Genomic DNA, 18,750 nt, shown 5'->3' with positions numbered 1-18,750 from the left:
CGTGCGCGGCCTTGAACGGGTCAGCTCCATCACTGTCTTCGGGTATACCATGGCCCTAGGACCGGGCGGATCCTGAACAGGTATTCCACGAGGTACTGGCTTGCGATCTTCATCACTGATGGGCGAAGAATTTGCAGCGTGTCGCGGATAGTCACGGGCAAGGACTGGTGATGAAATCTGGCGGGTACGCGTGCAACCCGCAATGCTCGCAAGAGGCTCTCGGGGTCAGGAAGATTCCTTCTGTTTTCGAGCAGCTGCCAATTAAGCTGCTTAACCGCAAGCGTAACTTCGTCCACTTCCGTGTAGCTCTTCGATGTGGTGATGCTCGGATGGTTGGTCGCGTCGTAAAAAATCAGACCCTCATTAATCGCAACCATGTCTCCGTGACCGGCCAGGTCCACGAAGAACAGTTGGTCAACGCCGGCGGGGATCGATTTGTGTGCACGCATTCGGCATCCAGCCCGAAGAACCTTGCTGTTGATCAACAGTGTCGAGGGAATGATGCCGAGGCTCCTCGTCGTCCGGACAAGGTAAAGATCCCTGAGGCATTGCTGGCTCGAATAGACTGAAACGCGGTTTTGCTCCGATGGCGTCGAGCGGAGCATGATCCTGCCGTCTTCCACGATATTGGCTGCACAGGTCATGAATGCGGCCGAGGGATGCTCCTTGGACACCTCGGCAAATCGCTTGAGTGCGCCGGGCGCAAGCCAGTCGTCGTCATGCAGCAATTTGATCCAGGTGCCGGTGCAAGCCAGCATGGCGTTGTTGGTATTCTCGACCTGGCCTCGCCCCCTGCCGTTCTCGACAATCCGGATGCGACCGTCGGCACGCGCATAGTCGTCGACGATCCTCCAGGACAGCCCTCCTTGCCCCTCGTCGTCGCTAACCACCAGTTCCCAATTCGCAAAATCCTGCTGGAGGATGCTGTCGATTGTCCTTCGAATGGTATCTGGCCTGCGAAAGGTCGGGATGGCCACTGAAATGAACGGCCGCAGTGTCACCAACTCCGCCGACCCCTCATCTTGCGAAGGTCCGACCCCTGTTGGCAAGGCTGCGGAAGGAAGGGCGTCGCGACTGTCCATCTGCGTCATGTTATCTTTCCTCCAAGGCGATGCACCGGCTGCGAGGCGACGTCTCGTCCGGTTGAACACTTTGCTTCAACAGATAGAGAGAGGCTGCCGTCTTGATGAAGAAGCCCCCGGCGCCGCCGGCAGCCATGAGATAAATGACAGTGAGAGGTTCCCAGCCAGCTCTGGCGCCGGCTAGAAGCGGACCAAACACGAGCACCGTCCTTACGGCATCGACGACCAGGCGCACCTCCTGCCGTCGCAGGAGAGCCGGCACATCCTGAAGCGGCGTCGACAAAGCTTGCACCGCGCCCATGAAAGCCAGCGCCGTCATGATCTCGGCGGCAGGCAGCCATGGCCGTCCCAGGAGGGGTACGACGAGCTGCGGTGCGGCGAGGCCAAGAGCCAGAATGGGCAGCGAAGTGAGCCCGCCGGCAAGGATAAGCAGGCCTCGTGCGAGGCCGAGCAGATGCCTGCGGCCGCCGCCCTTATTGGCTTCGGCGACAAAGACATTGCTGAGCGGCGTGGCTATGAGCGTGACGGGGCCGGTGACGAGCCGCGACGCGACGCCCAGATAGCCCGCATAGGCGGTCCCGAACATTGAGCCGACGAGTATCGCCGGAAGGTTGTTGATGGCGAAACTTGCGACCGTTGCCGGGATGTCGAACAGTGGAAATTTGTATTCGCGCCTGGCCTTTTCAAAGACCGTTTGCCACGGCGCGCGGGCAATACCGCACACGTCCTCCCAGCGGAAAATCCGAACGCCAAGGAACCCAATGAAGATGAATTGGCTGAGAATGTGAGCGTGCACCATCGCCTCTCCTCCGAGATGGACGATGCCGAACATCAGCTGCAACAACGCCATCGTCGCGGGCAAGATCAAGCGGCCGAGCGCGAAGTCGCGCAGCAGGCCGGCACGCAGGCTCCAGCAATTCATGGTCTCCACAAGACCTGCGCCTGCCATGCCGATCGGAACCAGCCACACAAGGTCAACAGCGCGGACCGGAACGGTGCTCGACAACATAACCCCCGCCGTCAAAGCAAGAACGCCGGTTGCCGACACGGCCAAAAGAATGAGCTTAACCGTGACGTATGCCTGCGCGTCGCTCTTGACGCCGTACAGCGAAGCCTCAAAGCGCAGTGCCGCGACCGCCCCCAGTATGTTCACGGTCGAAAGATAGATCGTGAACAAGCCGAAATCAGCAGGAGAATAGAGCCTGGCCAACACCGGAATGGTCGCGACAAGAATGAGCTGACCGGCAATTGCCATGGCCGACACGCCACCGGCCGCTCGAAGGACCTTGCCGATCGGGCTTTGAGGAAGTCGGATCATGGCGAGCCTTGCTTACGGCCGGTGCCGGTCGAATTCATGAGATCCTCTCGCGCAAAAGATCGGCACTGTCGCCAAATCGATACCTGCCGTACCGGGTGAGGTTCACCCGGGTAAGGACGCTCGCCACCGGAACCGAGAGCGTTCCGTCGCTCAGGAGCTGCTCCACCACCCCGCGCGCGACATGCCGCGAGGTTCTTGCCCAGCGAACGGTAACTAGAACCGCGTCCGCCCAGCTCTTGAGGAACATGGCTTCTGGCCCAGCCAGCCCCGATGGCCCGTTTATGATGACGAGGCTGTACGCCGAGTGCAGATCTTCCCTGCACTTGGCGGTGTCGACACGCGCCAGGAGAGCCAAAAGATCCTCTGCAGGTGCCATGGTCGTCAGGTCGATGCCAATTTCGGGAATGCTGGCGACCGCGTCCTCCAAGGTACAACGACTGCTGATGTAATCCGCGAAGGAATGACGAGCCTTGGGTCCGTTGAACTGGCGCAGAAACTCGGGCGTAAGTTGGGAGCCCGCCCGCTGGAGATCCACCAGAAGAACACGATTGCCCAGTCGGGTGGCCGCCAAGGCCAGGCCCCACGCAAGCTCGGTCGCTCCGTCAGCCCGGACGCTTGGCGTGAGCAGGATCGTGTGCGGAGCACGACCCCTTGCCTGATTTGGCGCGGCCGCGACCAGCAGAGACGTCACCGCACGGCTGTAGGCCGACTTGGGCTGGCCCAAAACCAGGTCACGCAACTGTTTGGCGTGCATCCTGCCCGGTTCGGGCACGAGCCCCACGCACGGTATCCTGAGCACGGCTTCCGCCTCCGCTTCACCGCGCAAGGTGCGATCGAAGCGATTTCGCATGAGAACCAAAACGGCGCCAAGGAGGCCGAACGCAATCATTCCCGGTGGAACCAGAAAAACCGGCGGCAATGTCTGCGGAATTGTCGGCGGCCATGCAACGGAAAGGACCGAGACCCCGGCGGACGGAGCTCCGATGCGCCGCTTCAGGTCCTGCTGGCGGCCGAGAAGTTCGTTGTAGCGTTGCGTCAGGAGGCTGACTTGAGGTTCGAGCGCCCGCAAACCGGCGAGCCGGTTGGCCGTGTCGGCCGCGACCGCATCGAGCACACGCATTCGATTTCCCAGAGCCTCGACCTGGGCACGATAGATGTCCGCTTCAGCGACGATATCAGCGATTGCCTTTTCGATCGCGACGGAAAAGGCATTGGCCAGATCCTTGTCCGCTGGCGCCCTGGCCACGCGAGCCGAAAAGTCGGCCAACTCCTGCGTGCCGGCGGCCTCGGCCAGGGTCGCGGCCGGCGCGCCCTGCTTTCGAAGCTCCTGGATACGCTGGAGCCGGGACTCCAGCGCCGCCAGATCCGCTTTGGACATCGATATCTGTTGGCTGAGATCCGCCCTCTCCCCGGCCACCTTGTCAGCCGAGCCTTGATCGACCGCGCCATGGCTCAGCCGATACTCCTCGAGCCGATTGGACGCATCCACCAGTTCATTCTGCAGTTTGGGCAAACTGGCGACGACGGCGTCAAGTTCCTGCATGTTCGACGCCTGACTTTTCTGCGCGAGGTCGTCGACATAGATCTTGGTGAATGTATTGGCCACCAGCGCCGCGCGCGCCGGGTCATCGTCCGAGAAGCCGACGGAAATGACCCGGGACCGGAGCTCTTGTCCGACCCTTACCCCTTTGCGCAGCGCTTTCATCTCGGCGGCATCTGCTGCTTGCGGCGCATTGGTGGATACAACATCCCGCGGCCAAAGGCGCTTCAGCAGATCGCCAGCGAAAGAGTGCGATGTCGGCGGATCGGCGTGCGTTGGCCCCTGGCTGGAGCTTCCCTTCCCGGCTTGCGGTTGTGCGGTCGCGTTGGCCGGGCTCGGTTGACGCAGCGCTGCGGCGACTCGACGAAGGTGGCTCTCCGACGAGAGCATCGTGATGTGGTCGTCAATGCTTGAATCGATCATGTCCTGCGCTGAGCCCGGGCTGGCGGGAAGGGCCGCCCTGGCAGGAGCGTCTATGATAAGCTGGCTGGTGGCTTCGTACATGGTAGGGCGGGTTATTCCCGCCAAGGCCGCCAAGATGCCGCCGACAACCGCGAAGAGCAGAATGATCCATTTCCTGCTCGCCAATGTCACCAGCAGTTGGCGAGACGGGGTTGCTGAATTCGGGGCGCTTCTGGGAGGCCGTACGCGGGCCCTGCTTTCAGGAGCCGGGGCAGCCACCGGGGTGGCTCGTGGCAATTCAATTCGGCTGACTGCGGAACCCGCCATTTCATACTCCTGCCAGATCGAGTTCACGGGATGAGTTCGATGCCGACGCCTGCCGCTTGGCCTCGTTGCACCAGGCTTGAAACATCAGCACCGACCACAGTTCACGGGAGCGGTCCTGTCCTGCAACGTGATCGCGCCAGCAGGCGTCCACCTTTGTGCTGTCCAGCAAGCCTTCGCCCTGGTTGCGAACATCGGACAGAATATCGGTGGCCCAGCTGCGCAACGGGCCCCGCAGCCAAGCCGCGATCGGCACGTCGAAGCCCTGCTTCGGCCGGTCGATCAGCCGTTGCGGAAGATAACGACGCAGCACATTTCGAAGGATCCACTTGCCTCTGCCGTTGCGAACCTTCATGGCAGCCGGAAGGCGCCAAGCGAATTCGACGGCGCGGTGGTCCAGCAGGGGACAACGCGCCTCGAGGCTGTTGGCCATGCTGGCTCGATCCAGTTTGACGAGAATGTCACCAGCGAGGTAACCGGACATGTCGTCGTACAGGAGGCGAGACAACAGCCCGTCGAGCCGCGGTGCAGAGACTATGGATGCAGGAGTCTCGTGCCGGGTGAGGTTTTCGGCCGATGATCCTGTCAGCCGCCTGTGCAGCTCGTCTTCATCCTTCGCGGCGAGAAGCCAGGCGAAGCGAGTGAGCCGATCGCTGCGCAGCGCATGCCGCACATGCGACGGAAGTGGCAGGTTGCCAATGAAATCGTGACGAGCCGCCCTGGACAGCATCCCTGCGCCGGCCGCCACCGTTCGTCGTGCACTTGCGGGTAGACCTTGGTACCGTTTCAGCCGGTCCGCCATGAAGTGGCGGCCATAGCCTGCAAAGCACTCGTCTCCGCCGTCCCCCGACAGCGCCACGGTCACGTGCTGGCGGGCCAGCCGCGCCACCAGCAGAGTCGGTATCTGCGATTCGTCGGCGAATGGCTCATCCCACACCGTTGGCAGTTCGGGGATCACGTCACGCGCGGCGGCGGCCGAAAGGTGTAGTTCCGTGTGGTCGGTGCCCAGATGGCGCGCTACCTCGGCGGCGTAAGGGGCCTCGTCAAAGCCGCTCTCCGCGAAGGCGATGGTGAAAGTGCGCACGGGATTTGGAGATTGAGCCTGCATCAAGGCTGCAACGGTAGAGCTGTCGACGCCTCCCGACAGGAAACCGCCCAACGGAACGTCGGCGATCATGCGCTCGCGAACGGCAAGCCGGAGCAGATCATCCAGTTCATTGGTCAAATCGTCGTCACTGCCGGCGATCTGGTGTTCTCGCCCGTTCTTGGCGACTTCGGCCAGCGACCACCAGCGACTTGCGCCCTGCGAAAGGGATGCGCCGCCGCGCCCCTCCGCCACAGTCGCGGCCGTGAGGGTCAGGACCGAGCCGGGTGGCAGCTTGAAGACACCTTGCCAGATGCAACTCTGATCCGGGACCCACCCCTTGGAAAGCATTGCGGTGGCGGCATCCAGATCGATCTCCGGAGAGTAGCCCGAAAAGCGGCTGATTGCTTTCAGTTCGGAAGCAAAGACCAGCGCATGCCTGGCTGAAGCGACGTAGAGGGGCTTTTTGCCCAATCGATCCCGGGCGAGATGGAGGGTCCTCGTCTTCAGGTCCCACAAGGCGAACGCGAACATGCCAGCAAAACGCTGGAGTGCGGCCTCGAGGCCCCAGCTCTCGATCGCACACAACATGACTTCGGTGTCGCTGGTGCCGCGGAAATGGTGACCGACGCCTTCAAGCTCGAGACGCAGGTCACGGAAATTATATATCTCGCCGTTGAAGGTGATCGCATACCGACCGCTTGTGGACAGCATGGGCTGTTGCCCCGTTTCCGACAGATCGACGATCGCCAGCCGCCTGTGGCCTAAGGCAATGCCTGCTTCGCGATCCGTCCAGAGTCCTTCGCCATCCGGACCGCGGTGACGAAGCGCCATCATCATTTGCCCGATCTGATCGAGCGACTTGGGGTCGGCAGCATTGGACGCGAGAAGTATCCCGGCTATCCCGCACATCACATCACCTCTGAAGGCTCAAGCTCGCGCCGGAAAACGCTTGGCGTTCCCGCGACGAGGCAGAAGGTCAATGCAAACCACACGATCGGATGACGAATGATGAGGTGCGGTATGCTGAACACGGCTGCGGACGCCACGAGCACCAAAAGCGCGTCGTAGCGAGCGCGCCAGGCGGACATGGCCGCCAATCCAACGATCCACAGCAAGGCGATGACCGCGACCAGCCCGCCCTGCAGATAGAGGTCGAGAACCGTATTGTGCGCTTCGAACGGCCGCTCCAGAAATTGCATGTCGGCCGTCGGCGGGCGCTCCAGGTGGGGGCCAGGACCGAGGCCGAGCGATGCCGATTGCAGCCCCTTCTGAAGCGCCTCATCCCACAGATAAACCCGAAGTTCGAATGTTTCAGCCGTGGCCTCGCCGCCTCCGTCCTTGGTGAGGCTCTTGGCAAAATTCGCCGCAAAGCTTTCCTCGCTAAGAAGATAGGGGGTCATCGCTATCACCAGGGGGACAGCGCCGACCATCAGCAGAAGTGCGATCTGCCTGGGCAGGCTGGTTCGATTGCCATCGGATGCCAACCATGCCTTCAACCGCAACCCGAGGAAGGCGACGCCGCTTACAATCGTGGTGTAGAGATAGGCATCGCTCCTGGTCAGGCGGCCGACAAAAAAGATGAACACGAGGCTTGAGAGCGCAAGGGCCTGACCCCACCGGTTGCGAGTAGTGGTTGCAAGGTGCAGCGCCAGCGGACCAAGAAGCGCGCAATAGAGCGCGAGCTGGTTCGGGTTTTCAGACCAGCCGCGGAAGCGGTCCCAATACCAGGGATCGACGCCGGGCTGATGGAGCCAACCCCACGCGATGGCGAGTTGGATGGCAAATATCGCGTCGGCGAACGCGATCGCCCACCAACCGCTGCGTCGAAGACGACGCCCCGCGTCCGGCTCAACACTCGCCAGGCAAGTGATGCTGGCCAACAGCACGTAGGCCATTGTGTCGTGCAACAACCCTGTCGGGTAAAGCAGGGTGGTCAAGTAGCCGACGATCGTGCCGATCCCCAATGCGAGAGAAAGGAGCAGCCAAAAAGTCGCGAGTTGCGCGAAGGCTGGTGTCGCTTCGACGCGCCCGCCGACCAACATTCGTCCGGCCGACAGCATGATCCAAAGCGCCAGGAGCAGTTCGCCATAGCCGAATGGCATGCCGGGGACGGAGAGCTGCGACGCGGCTGACAGGATGACACCGCCGGCAAGCAACGCGTCGCGCATCATTGCCGCGCCCCGTCCAACCGGCGGTTCGCAATGCCGCTCTCCAGAGGCGATGGAGCAAGCAAGCCGCGAGATTTGGTCCTGAGATTGCTCTTATAGACATCGCAGTACTGGTCGACGATGCCCGGCAGGGCAAAACGCTCCCTGACAAGCGAGGCGGAGCGCTGCCCCATGGCCGCTCCCAAGGTGCGGTCCGACAGTATGTCGACTATCCGGTCCGCAAGGGCGCGAGCATCGCGCGGCGTGACCAGATAACCGTTCCACCCATCTTCGACGACGTCGCTGCAACCGGGCATTCGCGATGCGACTATCGGCAATCCAGCGAGTCCGGCTTCCAGCAAGACGCGCGGAACGCCCTCGCGATATTGCGTTGGGAAGGCGAACAAATCAGCCATGCCAAGCAGACTGGGGACATCATGCCGTTTGCCCAGCACGGTTACATGAGAAGCAAATCGTTGGATTTCGGACTTTTCGACGGCGAATGGTCCTTCCGATTCCCGTGGGCCAACGAGCACGAAACGCGCATGAGGTCTTTTGGAGAGAATGTGCGGAATCGCCTCGAGAAGGGTCGGAATGCCCTTAAGGCGGGTGAGCCGGCCGACAAAAATGACGATCTCGGCCGATTCCAGTCCGAATTCCCGCCGCATTGCCGCTGGTGATGAGGCAAGACGTCTTGCCACCGCGAATGCATTGACGTCGATGCCCGACCCCTGAATAAGGCGTCCGCTGCCGCGTGGGATCAGCCGATAGCGCTCAAAAAAGGCTTGGTCGTCGCGATTTTGGAAAACCGTGGCAGCAGTCCAGAAGGAAGCAACCCACTGCAGACCGCAGAAGGCGGGCCGCATGGCCAAGGCTCGCGGCTCCAGCGATGAGAAGGTCCAGCCCAAGCCGTTGATCGTGCGGACGACCGGGACTTCTCCCCGCACCGCCAGCGGGGTTAGCAAATTGGGTTTCGTATCGAAGCTTTGGACGATGTCGGGGCGGAGTTCCCGCAACAACCTTCGCAATGTCCTGATCGTCCCGGCTTTGCCGCTGCCATTGGCAAACCGATTGAACTCGTAGCGGCGGTGCGGAATGCCGTGCCGTAAAAACAGAGCTTCATCGCCCGTCGAGACCGCGGTGACCCGAAAACCCCGCTCGCGGAGTTCCATCAGAAACGAGATCCTCAGGGCGTGATCCTCGCCGCCGATGCAAACCAGGTGCGGGTTCATCGTGCCGCTCCCGAAATCCAGCGGGCCTTCGGCTCCCATAAGCGGCTCGAACTTGGATCGTTTCCCATGGCCCGATTTCGTTGCGATTTACACCAGCAATTCAGGCTACGGGCAGGGCTGGCCGTTGTCCTCGTCCGTTCGAATGACGCAACTAGAACCATGCTTGCGTGCCAACGGCGCAAGGATCAGACCGCGGGCTGGACTGTTTGGATCGAGACGCCGTGCGCTATGGGATCAGCCGCGCGAATGCGCATTCATCGCGAACGGGTGATCGGATTATCAAGATTGCTCGTTGGGGTGGGTTGAGGTCGATCCGAGAACGTATATTCATAGGCTCGGCGGCGGCCGTCCTGCTCGAATACCCGGATCCAGCGGACCTCGGAAGCACGAAGCGTGATTTCCCGGTTTGTCGCGAGCTTGGCTGCTCGAAACGGAGTTGGTGCGACTACCTTGTGGGTCACCACGACTTGGCCGGCGAAAATCTCCTCGACTTCGTAGCTTGGCACGTCATCCATCCCCTGCGCGATGGCACCAAACCACGATCAAGGCAGAATGTTCCCGCAATGCCTCGGACGGCAGCAGTTTTTAGCCCAAAAAGCGGCGTGCGCGCTCAACTCGACGGCGAGCGGAGAAGCCGACCGGCAGGAGCGCTCAGCTCCTGCCGGAAGCACAACCGCGTGCGTCAAACCACGAAAAAGGAGCTCGCGCCAATTGAGAGATGCGGAGCAACGGTCGCAAACTGCGTCTGAGCATGGCCGCCGATACCGTCACTGTCGAAAGAGAGCGCGCCGGTCGAACTGTTATAGATGACGTGGTCGCTTCCATCATGCGCACCTTTGCCGATGTGGAAGTTCGCGGCCGAAAGGGCGCCCTGCTGGAGTCCGGTGAATACGCTGTGATCAAGTTGGATCTTGTCCTGGGAAACCTTGAAGTCGGTTATCTTGTCGATATTTCCAGAGCCAAGCGCGGTGTTGAACACGAAGACGTCCTTGCCGCCAAAGCCCGTCAGCGTATCGGAACCACCCCCGCCATTGATCTTGTTGGCGCCGGCATTTCCTTGGATCGTCTGGGCAAACTCGTTGCCGGTCAGGTTGATTTGCCCCGTTCCCGAAGCCTGCGTGCTCGCAAGTTTCTCGACGGATGAGCCCGCCGAGAGAGCATAGCTCACCGAGGCGAACACCGCGTCCTTGCCGTTGCCTGGCTGCTCCACCACCTTGTCATGCACATTGTCGACAAAATAGGTGTCGTTGCCGCCATAGCCTTTCATTGTATCGGCGCCGCCTCGACCATCGATCTTGTTGGCGCCGTAATTGCCATTGATCGCCTGGCCGAACTCGTTGCCCGTCAAGTTGATCGTATGTGTGCCGCCCGTCTTGTCGGTCGAGAGTTGCTCGACATGCGAACCAGCAGACAATGCGTAGCTGACCGAGGCGACCACCTTGTCGAAGCCGCCGCCTGATGCCTCCATCACCTTATCATGTGCATTGTTGACATAGTAAACGTCGTCCCCGCTGGTCGAATGAAATACGTCCGCGCCAGGGCCGCCATGGAAGATGTGATGGGTCGACTGCGTGGGATCGGGGACAGTCGGCGTGGTGGGCGTAGGCGTTGTCGGCTCGGAACTCGGAGGCGGTGTCGAAGGACTAGGGCTGGCGAGGTTGTGCTGGCGAAAAACGGCCTGCAACTCAGGGGAGTTCTCCAGGGCGGTGTCGCCGTTCTGAGAACCCCAGGCATACGCATAGTCGAAGGCTGGGGACGGAACCAGCTTTGCCCAGTGATCGATCATCGTTTGCATTTGGGTCGACGTCGGCATGACGTGCTTGCCGCCGGTGTCCGTCTGCCAACCGCCGCCGCCAAATGTCTGATATACAGGAACGATCTTGTCAGCCGGAATGCCTGATTTCACGGCCGCGGCCACGGCTCTGTCGATCATGTTGTAGTCGACGCTGCTTATCCCCGTGCGAACCGGGTATGGGTCCAGTCCATAGTAGTCGATCCCGGTGTTGGCGGGATTATAGGTGTTGGAAAAGTCCGGGTTGGTGGACGACCCCATATTCATCATGGTGATGAAGGTCTTGGCGCCCGGGAAATGGGAATGGATCCAGTCGGATTCAGCCTTCAGATTTGCCGCACTCGCGTAGGTGCCCCATCTGCCGGTAGGATCCGGCTCGTCCATCAGGAAAAATCCAAACACTTTTGGATTGTTGAGGAAGGGCGTGACTTTTTCGATGAACGACGAGGTCACCCCGTCATGAGCGCTTAGATAGACAAGCCCCTTCATTCCGCTGGGCAGCTCATTGACCTGCGAAAGATACTGAACGTCCGCCAGGTTAAATCCGGCGCCCGCAACTTCGGCAGCCGAACCGCCTGATGCATAATGGAGAGTCGCCATGCGTTTTCCTTCTTGTTTGGCAACACCCCGCCCTGGATGGGGGTTAGACCGAAAGCTACATTAGATGAAAATCACATACCAACATCTTTGAACGAAGTTTTTGATCGCTGTGGGGATGGCCACATCAACGGGTCGGTGCAATTTAGTGTAAAGTCAGTGGCTTGCAGAGAAATCTGCGGGTTTTCCACTGACGACCGCATGCACAGTTCTCCACTGTTTTCACAGGCACCCCTCTCCCCACCCCGACTCCCGGCCACGATTTCGCTTCATTTTGCATAAAGTTCGCCATATGTTAGCTAGCCATCATGTCCGGGGGCGCATGTGATATGGTGGAATCAGAAAAGGTTACCCATCGGATGAACAAAGAAAGACACGCGACAACGTCGTGTCATAGCAATAAGCTATGAATAAAGAGCCACAAAGCGCCTCTCCGCTACGCTCCGCAATACTAGACTGCCTGCCCGGAATAGCTGGCATCGGACTCTTTTCCGCAATGATAAACATCCTTGCGTTGACCGGATCCGTTTACATGCTGCAGGTCTACGATCGCGTCCTGCCGTCGCAAAGCGTCCCGACCTTGGTCGGGTTCACCATCGGAATGCTGGGCCTCTATGCGGCCTACGGTCTGCTCGATTTCGTGCGGCTTCGTCTACTGGTCCGAATCGCCAGTCGATTCTACTGCAGTTTGCAGCAGAGAACATTCGCAATTTCGTTGCTTCTCCCGCTCAGGGCCGGTCGAGAAGCGGACCGGGTGCTTCCGTTGCGCGACCTCGATCAATTGCGCGGATTCCTTTCGGGAACGGGGCCGACGGTTCTTTTCGACGCGCCGTGGATCCCGTTTTATCTGCTCATTATCTACATGTTGCATCCGTCGCTCGGCGTGCTTGCGACCCTCGGCTCCGTCGCCGTCGTCGTGCTGACCATCGTGGCTGAGATCATCAGCCGCCGCCCTGCGGCGCTGGCGTCTGAAGCGATCCTGACACAGCGCGCGCTTGCTGATTCCGGCCGTCGGAATGCCGAGGTGGTCCACGCGATGGGCCTCTCCGAACGGCTGGCGGGGCGCTGGGGCGAAGTCACTCACGCTTATCTCTCCTATCAGGAGCGGCTCTCCGACATCGTGGGTGGAATCAGCTCGCTGTCGAAGGCGCTTAGGATGGTGCTGCAATCTTCGGTGCTAGGGCTCGGCGCGTATCTCGTCATCGGAGGCGAAGCATCCCCTGGCGTGATCATCGCGTCGTCGATATTGCTGGGTCGCGCCCTAGCCCCGGTCGATGCGGCGATTGCGAACTGGCGGGGTTTCCTGTCCACCCGGCAGAGCTATTCCCAGTTGAAAGCGGCGCTCCGTGCGTTCGAGAGTCCAATCGAATCCATGAAGTTGCCGCCGCCAGAGGCCCGCCTGGCGGTCGATAGTTTGGCGGTAGCGCCTCCGGGTACACCCAGGCCGACGCTCATCGATGTAAGCTTCCAGCTTTCGAGCGGCGCGGGAATGGCCGTTATCGGCCCAAGCGGCTCGGGAAAGACAACATTGGTGCGCGCGCTGGTGGGAGTTTGGAGCCCTCTGCACGGCACGGTGCGGCTGGACGGGGCCTCTCTCGACCAGTGGGACGCGCAACGGCTCGGCGCCCACATTGGCTATCTGCCGCAGGATGTTGAACTGTTCGACGGGACGGTGGCGGACAATATTTCGAGATTTGGCGGCAAGAGCGACCCCCAGGGCGTGCTCGCCGCGGCGAAAGCCGCGGGCGTCCACTCGACGATCATGCATCTGCCGGCAGGCTTCCAGACGCGCATCGGCGAGGGAGGCAGAGCGCTGTCGGCAGGGCAAAGGCAGCTTATCGGCCTTGCCCGGGCGCTCTACGGCAACCCGTTCCTGGTCGTGCTGGACGAGCCAAACTCAAATCTCGACGTTGAAGGTGACGCCGCCCTGGCCGGAGCCATCATGGCCGTCCGCCAGCGTGGAGGTATTGTGATCGTTGTTGCACACAGGCCATCTGCCCTCACCAACATCGATCAGGTCATGGTCCTGGCGGATGGCAGGCTGCGCACCTTCGGCTCGCGCGAGGAAGTGCTTGCCGGCATGCGGCGGCCGCCCTCGCCTGCCGCGCAACGTCCATCTTCGATCGCGCCCATCCACTCGGGAGTGACCGGACATGCGTGACATCTTGCCCCGCGTGCTTGCGTTCATGCCGACACTTGCCCGGTTCGGAACTCGAGATCAGCCCGCCGAAACCGACTTGCCCAAGGTGCCAGACAGCATCCTTGCGCCAGGGACCCTTTGGCCAAGCATGACGCTGGGGCTCGTTGTGACTGGCCTGCTGGTGGTCGGCGGCGGAGCATGGCTTGGCTTGACCAAGATAGCCGGCGCCGTGATCGCGCCCGCCACGGTGGTGGTCGAAAGCAACATCAAGAAGGTCCAGCACCAGACCGGCGGCACGATCGGCGGCATCTTTGCGCAAGACGGCGACCATGTTCGGGCCGGTGACATATTGGTCCGGCTGGACGGCACGCTGCCACGGGCCAATCTGCAGATTATCAGCGAAGATCTTGATCGCACCACGGTGCGGCTTGCGCGACTGGAGGCCGAACGCGGCGGTTTGCGTGAAATGCAGCTTCCAGCCGGCCTTGAGGCCGGGATGCCAAAGCCGGAGCTGGCCGCCCTTGTCAGCGGCGAGCGCGCTCTGTTCGAAACCCGTGCCTCGGCATTGGCCGGGCAGAAGGCGCTCTTGTCGAGCCAAACAAAGCAACTCGAGCGTCAGATCGATGGCCTGAGGGCGCAGCAGGTTGCAGCCGATGAATCAGCGGCGCTGCTGAGCACTGACCTTACGGATGTCGATGCCCTCTATTCGAAGAAACTGGTATCCAAAGAGAGGATCAGCAACGTCAGGCTGGATGCGACGCGAGCCAAGGGCGAGTCGGGGCGACTTGCAGCCGCGGTAGCAGAGGCACAGGCCAAGATCAGCGAGATCGAGTTGCAGATCCTGCAGCTCGACGAGCAACGGCGAAGCGACGTAACCGGTGAACTGCGCGAGACTGAAGCCAAGCGCACCGAACTCAACGAACGCAGGATCGTGGCGCAAGACGAACTGACCAAAACCGAGATCCGCGCTCCGCAATCCGGCACAGTTCAGCAGTCCTCCGTTCACACTGTCGGCGGCGTGGTCGCCCCGGGCGAACTGCTGATGACGATCGTTCCCGAGGCCGACAACCTTGTCGTGGACGCGTTGATCCCTCCTTCCCGCATAGACGACGTCAACCCGGGACAGAGCGTTTCGATCCGGTTTCCAGCTTTCGATGCCGGGACTACCCCTGTTTGCAACGGCTCCGTGAAGTACATCTCGGCGGACCTGATCAAAGATCCGCAACGCCAGCTTTCGTACTTTTCGGCCCGTATCAAGGTCGACAGTCAGTCCGAGTGCTTGAAGGAAGCCAGGCAACTCAGACCGGGCATGCCAGCGGAAGTTCACATCCGCACGGATGAACGCAATGTGTGGTCGTATATGCTGAAACCTCTCACGGACCAGATTTCCAGGGCTTTCCGCTAAGCAGGCCTGGAATTCGCATGCCGGCGGTCCAGCCCGAGAGCCCATGGGCTGGACATATCATGCGTCCGCAGGATGCCGGCTTCACAGCGCAACTTATAATGCCTTCTGATGAAGGTACTGGTCACCGGCGCTGCCGGCTTCATAGGCTATCATGTCGCCAGGCGGCTCCTGGAGCGCGGTGACGAGGTTGTCGGCATCGACAGCATCAACGATTACTACGACCCGCAAATCAAGCAGGCGCGGCTGCGGCTCCTGGACGAGGCGAGCCGCAAGACCAATGCCGGCTATCATTTCATCCACGGCGATCTCGCCGACAGGGGCGTGGTCGACGGCTGCTTTGCCGACCATGGCTTCGACCGGGTGATCCATCTCGCCGCCCAGGCCGGCGTGCGCTACAGCCTGGAAAACCCGCGCGCCTATGTCGAGAGCAACATCATCGCCTACACCAACATGCTCGAGGCCTGCCGCGGCAGCCGTGTCGGGCACCTGACCTATGCCAGCACCTCGAGCGTCTACGGTGCCAACACCGACATGCCGTTTTCCGAGCATCGGCCGGCCGACCATCCGCTGCAGTTCTACGCCGCCACCAAGCGTGCCAACGAACTGATGGCGCACAGCTACAGCCACCTGTTCGGCCTGCCGACCACGGGGCTGCGCTTCTTCACCGTGTACGGCCCCTGGGGACGTCCTGACATGGCGCTGTTCCTGTTCACCAGGAGCATCCTGGCCGGTGAGCCGATCAAGCTGTTCAACAACGGCAACCACACGCGCGACTTCACCTATGTCGAGGACATCGCCGAGGGCGTGATCCGTGCCAGCGACAGCCCCGCCGCGGCCAACCCGACCTGGGATTCCGGCCGTCCGGACCCGGCGACCAGCAGCGCGCCCTGGCGCATCTTCAACATCGGCAACAACAATCCGGTGAAGCTGACCGCCTATGTCGAGGCGCTGGAAAACGCGCTCGGCCGCAAGGCGGTGATCGAGCTGCTGCCGCTGCAGGCCGGCGACGTGCCCGACACCTTCGCCGACACTTCGGCGCTGCAGGCGGCGGTCGGCTATCGCCCCCGCACCTCCGTCACCGAGGGGGTGGGGCGGTTCGTCGAGTGGTACCAGGATTTCTACAGCTGACGGGTCGGGTTCGCGAGGCCCGGGCCGCAGCCGACTGTTTAAGAGCGGGGCGTGGTTTTGCGGGTCGAGCCATCACTTACTGATGCGCCGGAACACCGCGAAAGTTGCGGTGCGCGAGAGCAAGGGGCGCAGCATCGAAGAGTCGATGCAATCAGGAAAGGACCCCGCTATTGGAGAAACCTTCTCCAATAGTTTCGACCGGTTATGGGGAGAGTGCTAGTGGTACCGTTGGCTGGGATCGATCCGATGGATAAGCTATTGTTCTTATTCTTCTTTTTGTGTACCTGACGCGAATTTGTATCACAATAGGTATCACAATAGGTATCACCTTTTTGGAAGGCCTGGGCAAAGCCGACCGGCGTCTTATCGTGTTGCTCTTGGTGGTCTGGAGGGCGCCCCGAAGCTGTCTGAACAACTCTTCGGCGCCTCCCGGCCTGGGAGTGTGTCAATGGGCGGCAGGCAATGACCTTGGGCCGATAGAATCGGTTCTTGGCGGAAGCAAAAAAGCCCGCCAGCCTCCCCATGCTGCACGGACTAGCGTAAGTTCTTCGGCTCGACATTTGCTACTCAGCGAGAACACCCCCAGCCATCACCTGGTACTCCACGCCATCCGGCTTATCCTTCAGGTCACTCCTCAGCCCGTCATTGCCTGCCACATTAGACTGCTTTAATATGGCAAAATGCTATATCGAAGGTACGGCCTCAGGACTGAAATCGACGGCACATGGACGGTGTTTGATGGGTTCACCGGCCTGCCGGCAGAGATTGAGGGGCATCCCTATGGCGACCTGCTCGATAGGGATTATGCGATCGAGGTCGTTGACCTACTCAATTCAGAAGACTCCGCACGCAGGCTTGGCCACGAGGCCTCTTAATCCTCGTCGGAACTAAGCGGTCTTAAGGGGACCCACGGCCGGTTGCCTACACCCCGGCCCCGGTGCCCAGTCCTAGCAGCCCCAACGCGAAGGCGGACCGTCATGGAAAATTGTAAATGATAGCGCGCTGTCCTGCTTGGGGTCTTGATAGGGCCTAGGCAGCGATGGTTGCCCCCGGGGGTGCGCGGTTACGGTCAGCAGGCCCCACGAGCGCACAGTGCCGAACAATTGGAATTTCGGAGAGCTGTCAGTTAAGCAGGCAGATCGTTTCACCGAAGAATGGGCTGATGGACCCGTATCAATCCGTCGGTCCTTTCTGGCGATGACGGGAAGCGAGAGGGAGGGACTCCTCACACCGTCACCAATGACACCAACAACGATAGGGCGATATTCGGATCGGGCCACGACTATGTTCAAATTGCGGAACCATTCACAAGCTCAGGGGTTCCGGACTGGACGAAGGGACAACCTGACAATGAATTTCCGTGAGAGTTCGGGTGGGACAGTTGCTGCCGCTGTCAAGCGTCAGGTAGGCTCAAAGGCGATGAACCGCTACGCAGAGAGCCTGCCGTGCTTCCGGGTTGATCCGGATTTACCGGAAGTCTTCAAGGAATTGCTTGAACGACTAGAGCGTGCAGAAGAGTCCACGCTTGATGAAGAACCCCCTGCGGGCGCATTTCACCAGTTCAACCGTCTCGATGAAGGCCGACTGCTGCAGCGCTAGACCCCAGCCGCCACTACTCCCTTCGTTCCCAAAGCGTCGCCCCCTCTCTCGCATTGCGGGCCAGCCTATCCGTAAAAGCTCGGCATGTAGGCGCGGCCGAGGAGACGCGCTTTCCACCAGCCGGGCGGCTCACCAATCGTAAGAATTTTAAGGATCGCTTTGACATTTCGGAAGCCTTCTTCCGAATTAAGTCTCCTTGTTCCCCACCCGAGACGCTCGGCGGCTCGTTGCTATCATCACAGCCAACTTGCGGCTGGTGCAAAGCAACAGGAGGAGTGTCATGAATTCTTTCGTGAAAACTTTCGCCAAAATTCTTGCTAGCAGCGCAGTCATCATTTCATTGTCGCTTCCGGCAACGGCTGCTGGCCTTGGAGTTGGTGCAGGTGCCTCAGTTGGCGGAAACGGCGGCGTCAATGCCGGAGCATCGGTCGGCGGATCGGGCGGCATCGGCGCTGGGGCTGGCGCGTCAATTGGCGGTGCGGGTGGCGTGAACGCGGGTGCTGGCGCCAATGCAGGTGGCTCCAGCGGCGTCAGCGCCGGGCTCGGCGCTTCGGTCGGCGGCAGCAATGGCGTTAATGCTGGAGCCGGGGATAACATCGGTGGTTCGGGCGGCGTCAGCGCCGGGCTCGGTGCCAATGTCGGCGGCACAAGCGGTGTCGGCGCGGGCGTGGCCGTTGGAAACGGAACGAATCCCAGCAATCCGTCGAACCCGAGCATCCTCTCGAGCCCCAACATTCCGGGTGCAGTGGCTCAGATGTCAAGCTCGCAGCTAATGCGCATGAAGAAGCGCTGCGCGGACGTCCTCAGCAATGAGGGGACTTATGACCGTGACCTGCGCCAGCTGTGCCTACTGATAGCGCGCCGCTGAGGCTGAAGAGGCGTACCCCTCCGGTGAGGGCCGTCTTGTCAGCTGAGGGCGAACATCGGAAGTCCTAGGGATAATCCTAGGAGTAGCCC

The 18,750-nt window shown here is 61.0% G+C and carries 13 protein-coding genes; 5 read left to right on the top strand and 8 right to left on the bottom strand.

All coding sequences use genetic code 11. The features are described from left to right. Positions 1–29 precede the first annotated feature (29 nt). From LB524_RS26295 to LB524_RS26260, 8 genes are all read right to left on the bottom strand, one after another. Entirely contained in the window at positions 30–1,091 is a 1,062-nt protein-coding gene (locus tag LB524_RS26295; RefSeq protein WP_140715620.1) for a glycosyltransferase family 2 protein, read from the bottom strand. Position 1,092: 1 nt separating this feature from the next. Continuing rightward, entirely contained in the window at positions 1,093–2,400 is a 1,308-nt protein-coding gene (locus LB524_RS26290; protein ID WP_015316387.1) for a lipopolysaccharide biosynthesis protein, read from the bottom strand. A gap of 34 nt (positions 2,401–2,434) precedes the next feature. Next, positions 2,435–4,669, bottom strand: a complete 2,235-nt coding sequence (locus tag LB524_RS26285) for a GumC family protein (RefSeq protein WP_411909942.1) — start codon at positions 4,667–4,669, stop codon at positions 2,435–2,437. A 1-nt stretch (position 4,670) separates the two neighbouring features. Further along, entirely contained in the window at positions 4,671–6,662 is a 1,992-nt protein-coding gene (asnB, locus tag LB524_RS26280) for an asparagine synthase (glutamine-hydrolyzing) (RefSeq protein ID WP_140725772.1), read from the bottom strand. After that, positions 6,662–7,924, bottom strand: coding sequence for an O-antigen ligase family protein (locus tag LB524_RS26275; protein WP_140725775.1), 1,263 nt, complete (start codon positions 7,922–7,924; stop codon positions 6,662–6,664). The genes asnB and LB524_RS26275 overlap by 1 nt, the downstream gene beginning before the upstream one ends. Then, on the bottom strand, positions 7,921–9,132 hold the full coding sequence (locus tag LB524_RS26270; protein ID WP_041163711.1) for a glycosyltransferase: 1,212 nt from the start codon (positions 9,130–9,132) through the stop codon (positions 7,921–7,923). The genes LB524_RS26275 and LB524_RS26270 overlap by 4 nt, the downstream gene beginning before the upstream one ends. Positions 9,133–9,386: 254 nt before the next feature. After that, entirely contained in the window at positions 9,387–9,638 is a 252-nt protein-coding gene (locus tag LB524_RS26265) for a hypothetical protein (RefSeq protein WP_224531197.1), read from the bottom strand. A 176-nt stretch (positions 9,639–9,814) separates the two neighbouring features. Then, complete coding sequence (locus LB524_RS26260) at positions 9,815–11,524, bottom strand: calcium-binding protein (RefSeq protein WP_224531196.1); 1,710 nt, start codon at positions 11,522–11,524, stop codon at positions 9,815–9,817. Positions 11,525–11,927: 403 nt separating this feature from the next. Here LB524_RS26260 and LB524_RS26255 point away from each other — a divergent pair, with 403 nt between their 5' ends. The 5 genes from LB524_RS26255 to LB524_RS26235 all read left to right on the top strand — a co-directional run bounded on the left by LB524_RS26255 (position 11,928) and on the right by LB524_RS26235 (position 18,661). After that, positions 11,928–13,682: a type I secretion system permease/ATPase gene (locus LB524_RS26255; RefSeq protein WP_224531193.1), complete on the top strand. Its 1,755-nt coding sequence runs from the start codon at positions 11,928–11,930 to the stop codon at positions 13,680–13,682. Then, positions 13,675–15,066 (top strand): HlyD family type I secretion periplasmic adaptor subunit, encoded by a 1,392-nt coding sequence (locus tag LB524_RS26250; protein WP_224531190.1) that lies wholly within the window; start codon positions 13,675–13,677, stop codon positions 15,064–15,066. The genes LB524_RS26255 and LB524_RS26250 overlap by 8 nt, the downstream gene beginning before the upstream one ends. 108 nt (positions 15,067–15,174) lie before the next feature. Then, complete coding sequence (locus LB524_RS26245) at positions 15,175–16,194, top strand: NAD-dependent epimerase (RefSeq protein WP_224531188.1); 1,020 nt, start codon at positions 15,175–15,177, stop codon at positions 16,192–16,194. Between the two features lie 1,350 nt (positions 16,195–17,544). Then, a complete protein-coding gene (locus LB524_RS26240) occupies positions 17,545–17,793 on the top strand; it encodes a hypothetical protein (protein ID WP_224531185.1) in 249 nt (82 codons plus the stop codon). 280 nt (positions 17,794–18,073) lie between these two features. Then, a complete protein-coding gene (locus LB524_RS26235; RefSeq protein ID WP_224531182.1) occupies positions 18,074–18,661 on the top strand; it encodes a hypothetical protein in 588 nt (195 codons plus the stop codon). Positions 18,662–18,750: the final 89 nt, after the last annotated feature.

The organism is Mesorhizobium sp. ESP6-5, from assembly GCF_020164695.1.
GTDB classification, from domain to species: domain Bacteria; phylum Pseudomonadota; class Alphaproteobacteria; order Rhizobiales; family Rhizobiaceae; genus Mesorhizobium; species Mesorhizobium australicum.
This window is presented reverse-complemented; position numbering and strand designations above follow the sequence as displayed.

Bases quoted from the DNA above. Each gene is read 5' to 3' on its own strand.
- LB524_RS26295 (WP_140715620.1), bottom strand. From the start codon at position 1,091: ATGACGCAGATGGACAGTCGCGACGCCCTTCCTTCCGCAGCCTTGCCA.
- LB524_RS26290 (WP_015316387.1), bottom strand. From the start codon at position 2,400: ATGATCCGACTTCCTCAAAGCCCGATCGGCAAGGTCCTTCGAGCGGCC.
- LB524_RS26285 (WP_411909942.1), bottom strand. From the start codon at position 4,669: ATGGCGGGTTCCGCAGTCAGCCGAATTGAATTGCCACGAGCCACCCCG.
- asnB (WP_140725772.1), bottom strand. From the start codon at position 6,662: ATGTGCGGGATAGCCGGGATACTTCTCGCGTCCAATGCTGCCGACCCC.
- LB524_RS26275 (WP_140725775.1), bottom strand. From the start codon at position 7,924: ATGATGCGCGACGCGTTGCTTGCCGGCGGTGTCATCCTGTCAGCCGCG.
- LB524_RS26270 (WP_041163711.1), bottom strand. From the start codon at position 9,132: ATGAACCCGCACCTGGTTTGCATCGGCGGCGAGGATCACGCCCTGAGG.
- LB524_RS26260 (WP_224531196.1), bottom strand. From the start codon at position 11,524: ATGGCGACTCTCCATTATGCATCAGGCGGTTCGGCTGCCGAAGTTGCG.
- LB524_RS26255 (WP_224531193.1), top strand. From the start codon at position 11,928: ATGAATAAAGAGCCACAAAGCGCCTCTCCGCTACGCTCCGCAATACTA.
- LB524_RS26250 (WP_224531190.1), top strand. From the start codon at position 13,675: ATGCGTGACATCTTGCCCCGCGTGCTTGCGTTCATGCCGACACTTGCC.
- LB524_RS26245 (WP_224531188.1), top strand. From the start codon at position 15,175: ATGAAGGTACTGGTCACCGGCGCTGCCGGCTTCATAGGCTATCATGTC.
- LB524_RS26240 (WP_224531185.1), top strand. From the start codon at position 17,545: ATGAATTTCCGTGAGAGTTCGGGTGGGACAGTTGCTGCCGCTGTCAAG.
- LB524_RS26235 (WP_224531182.1), top strand. From the start codon at position 18,074: ATGAATTCTTTCGTGAAAACTTTCGCCAAAATTCTTGCTAGCAGCGCA.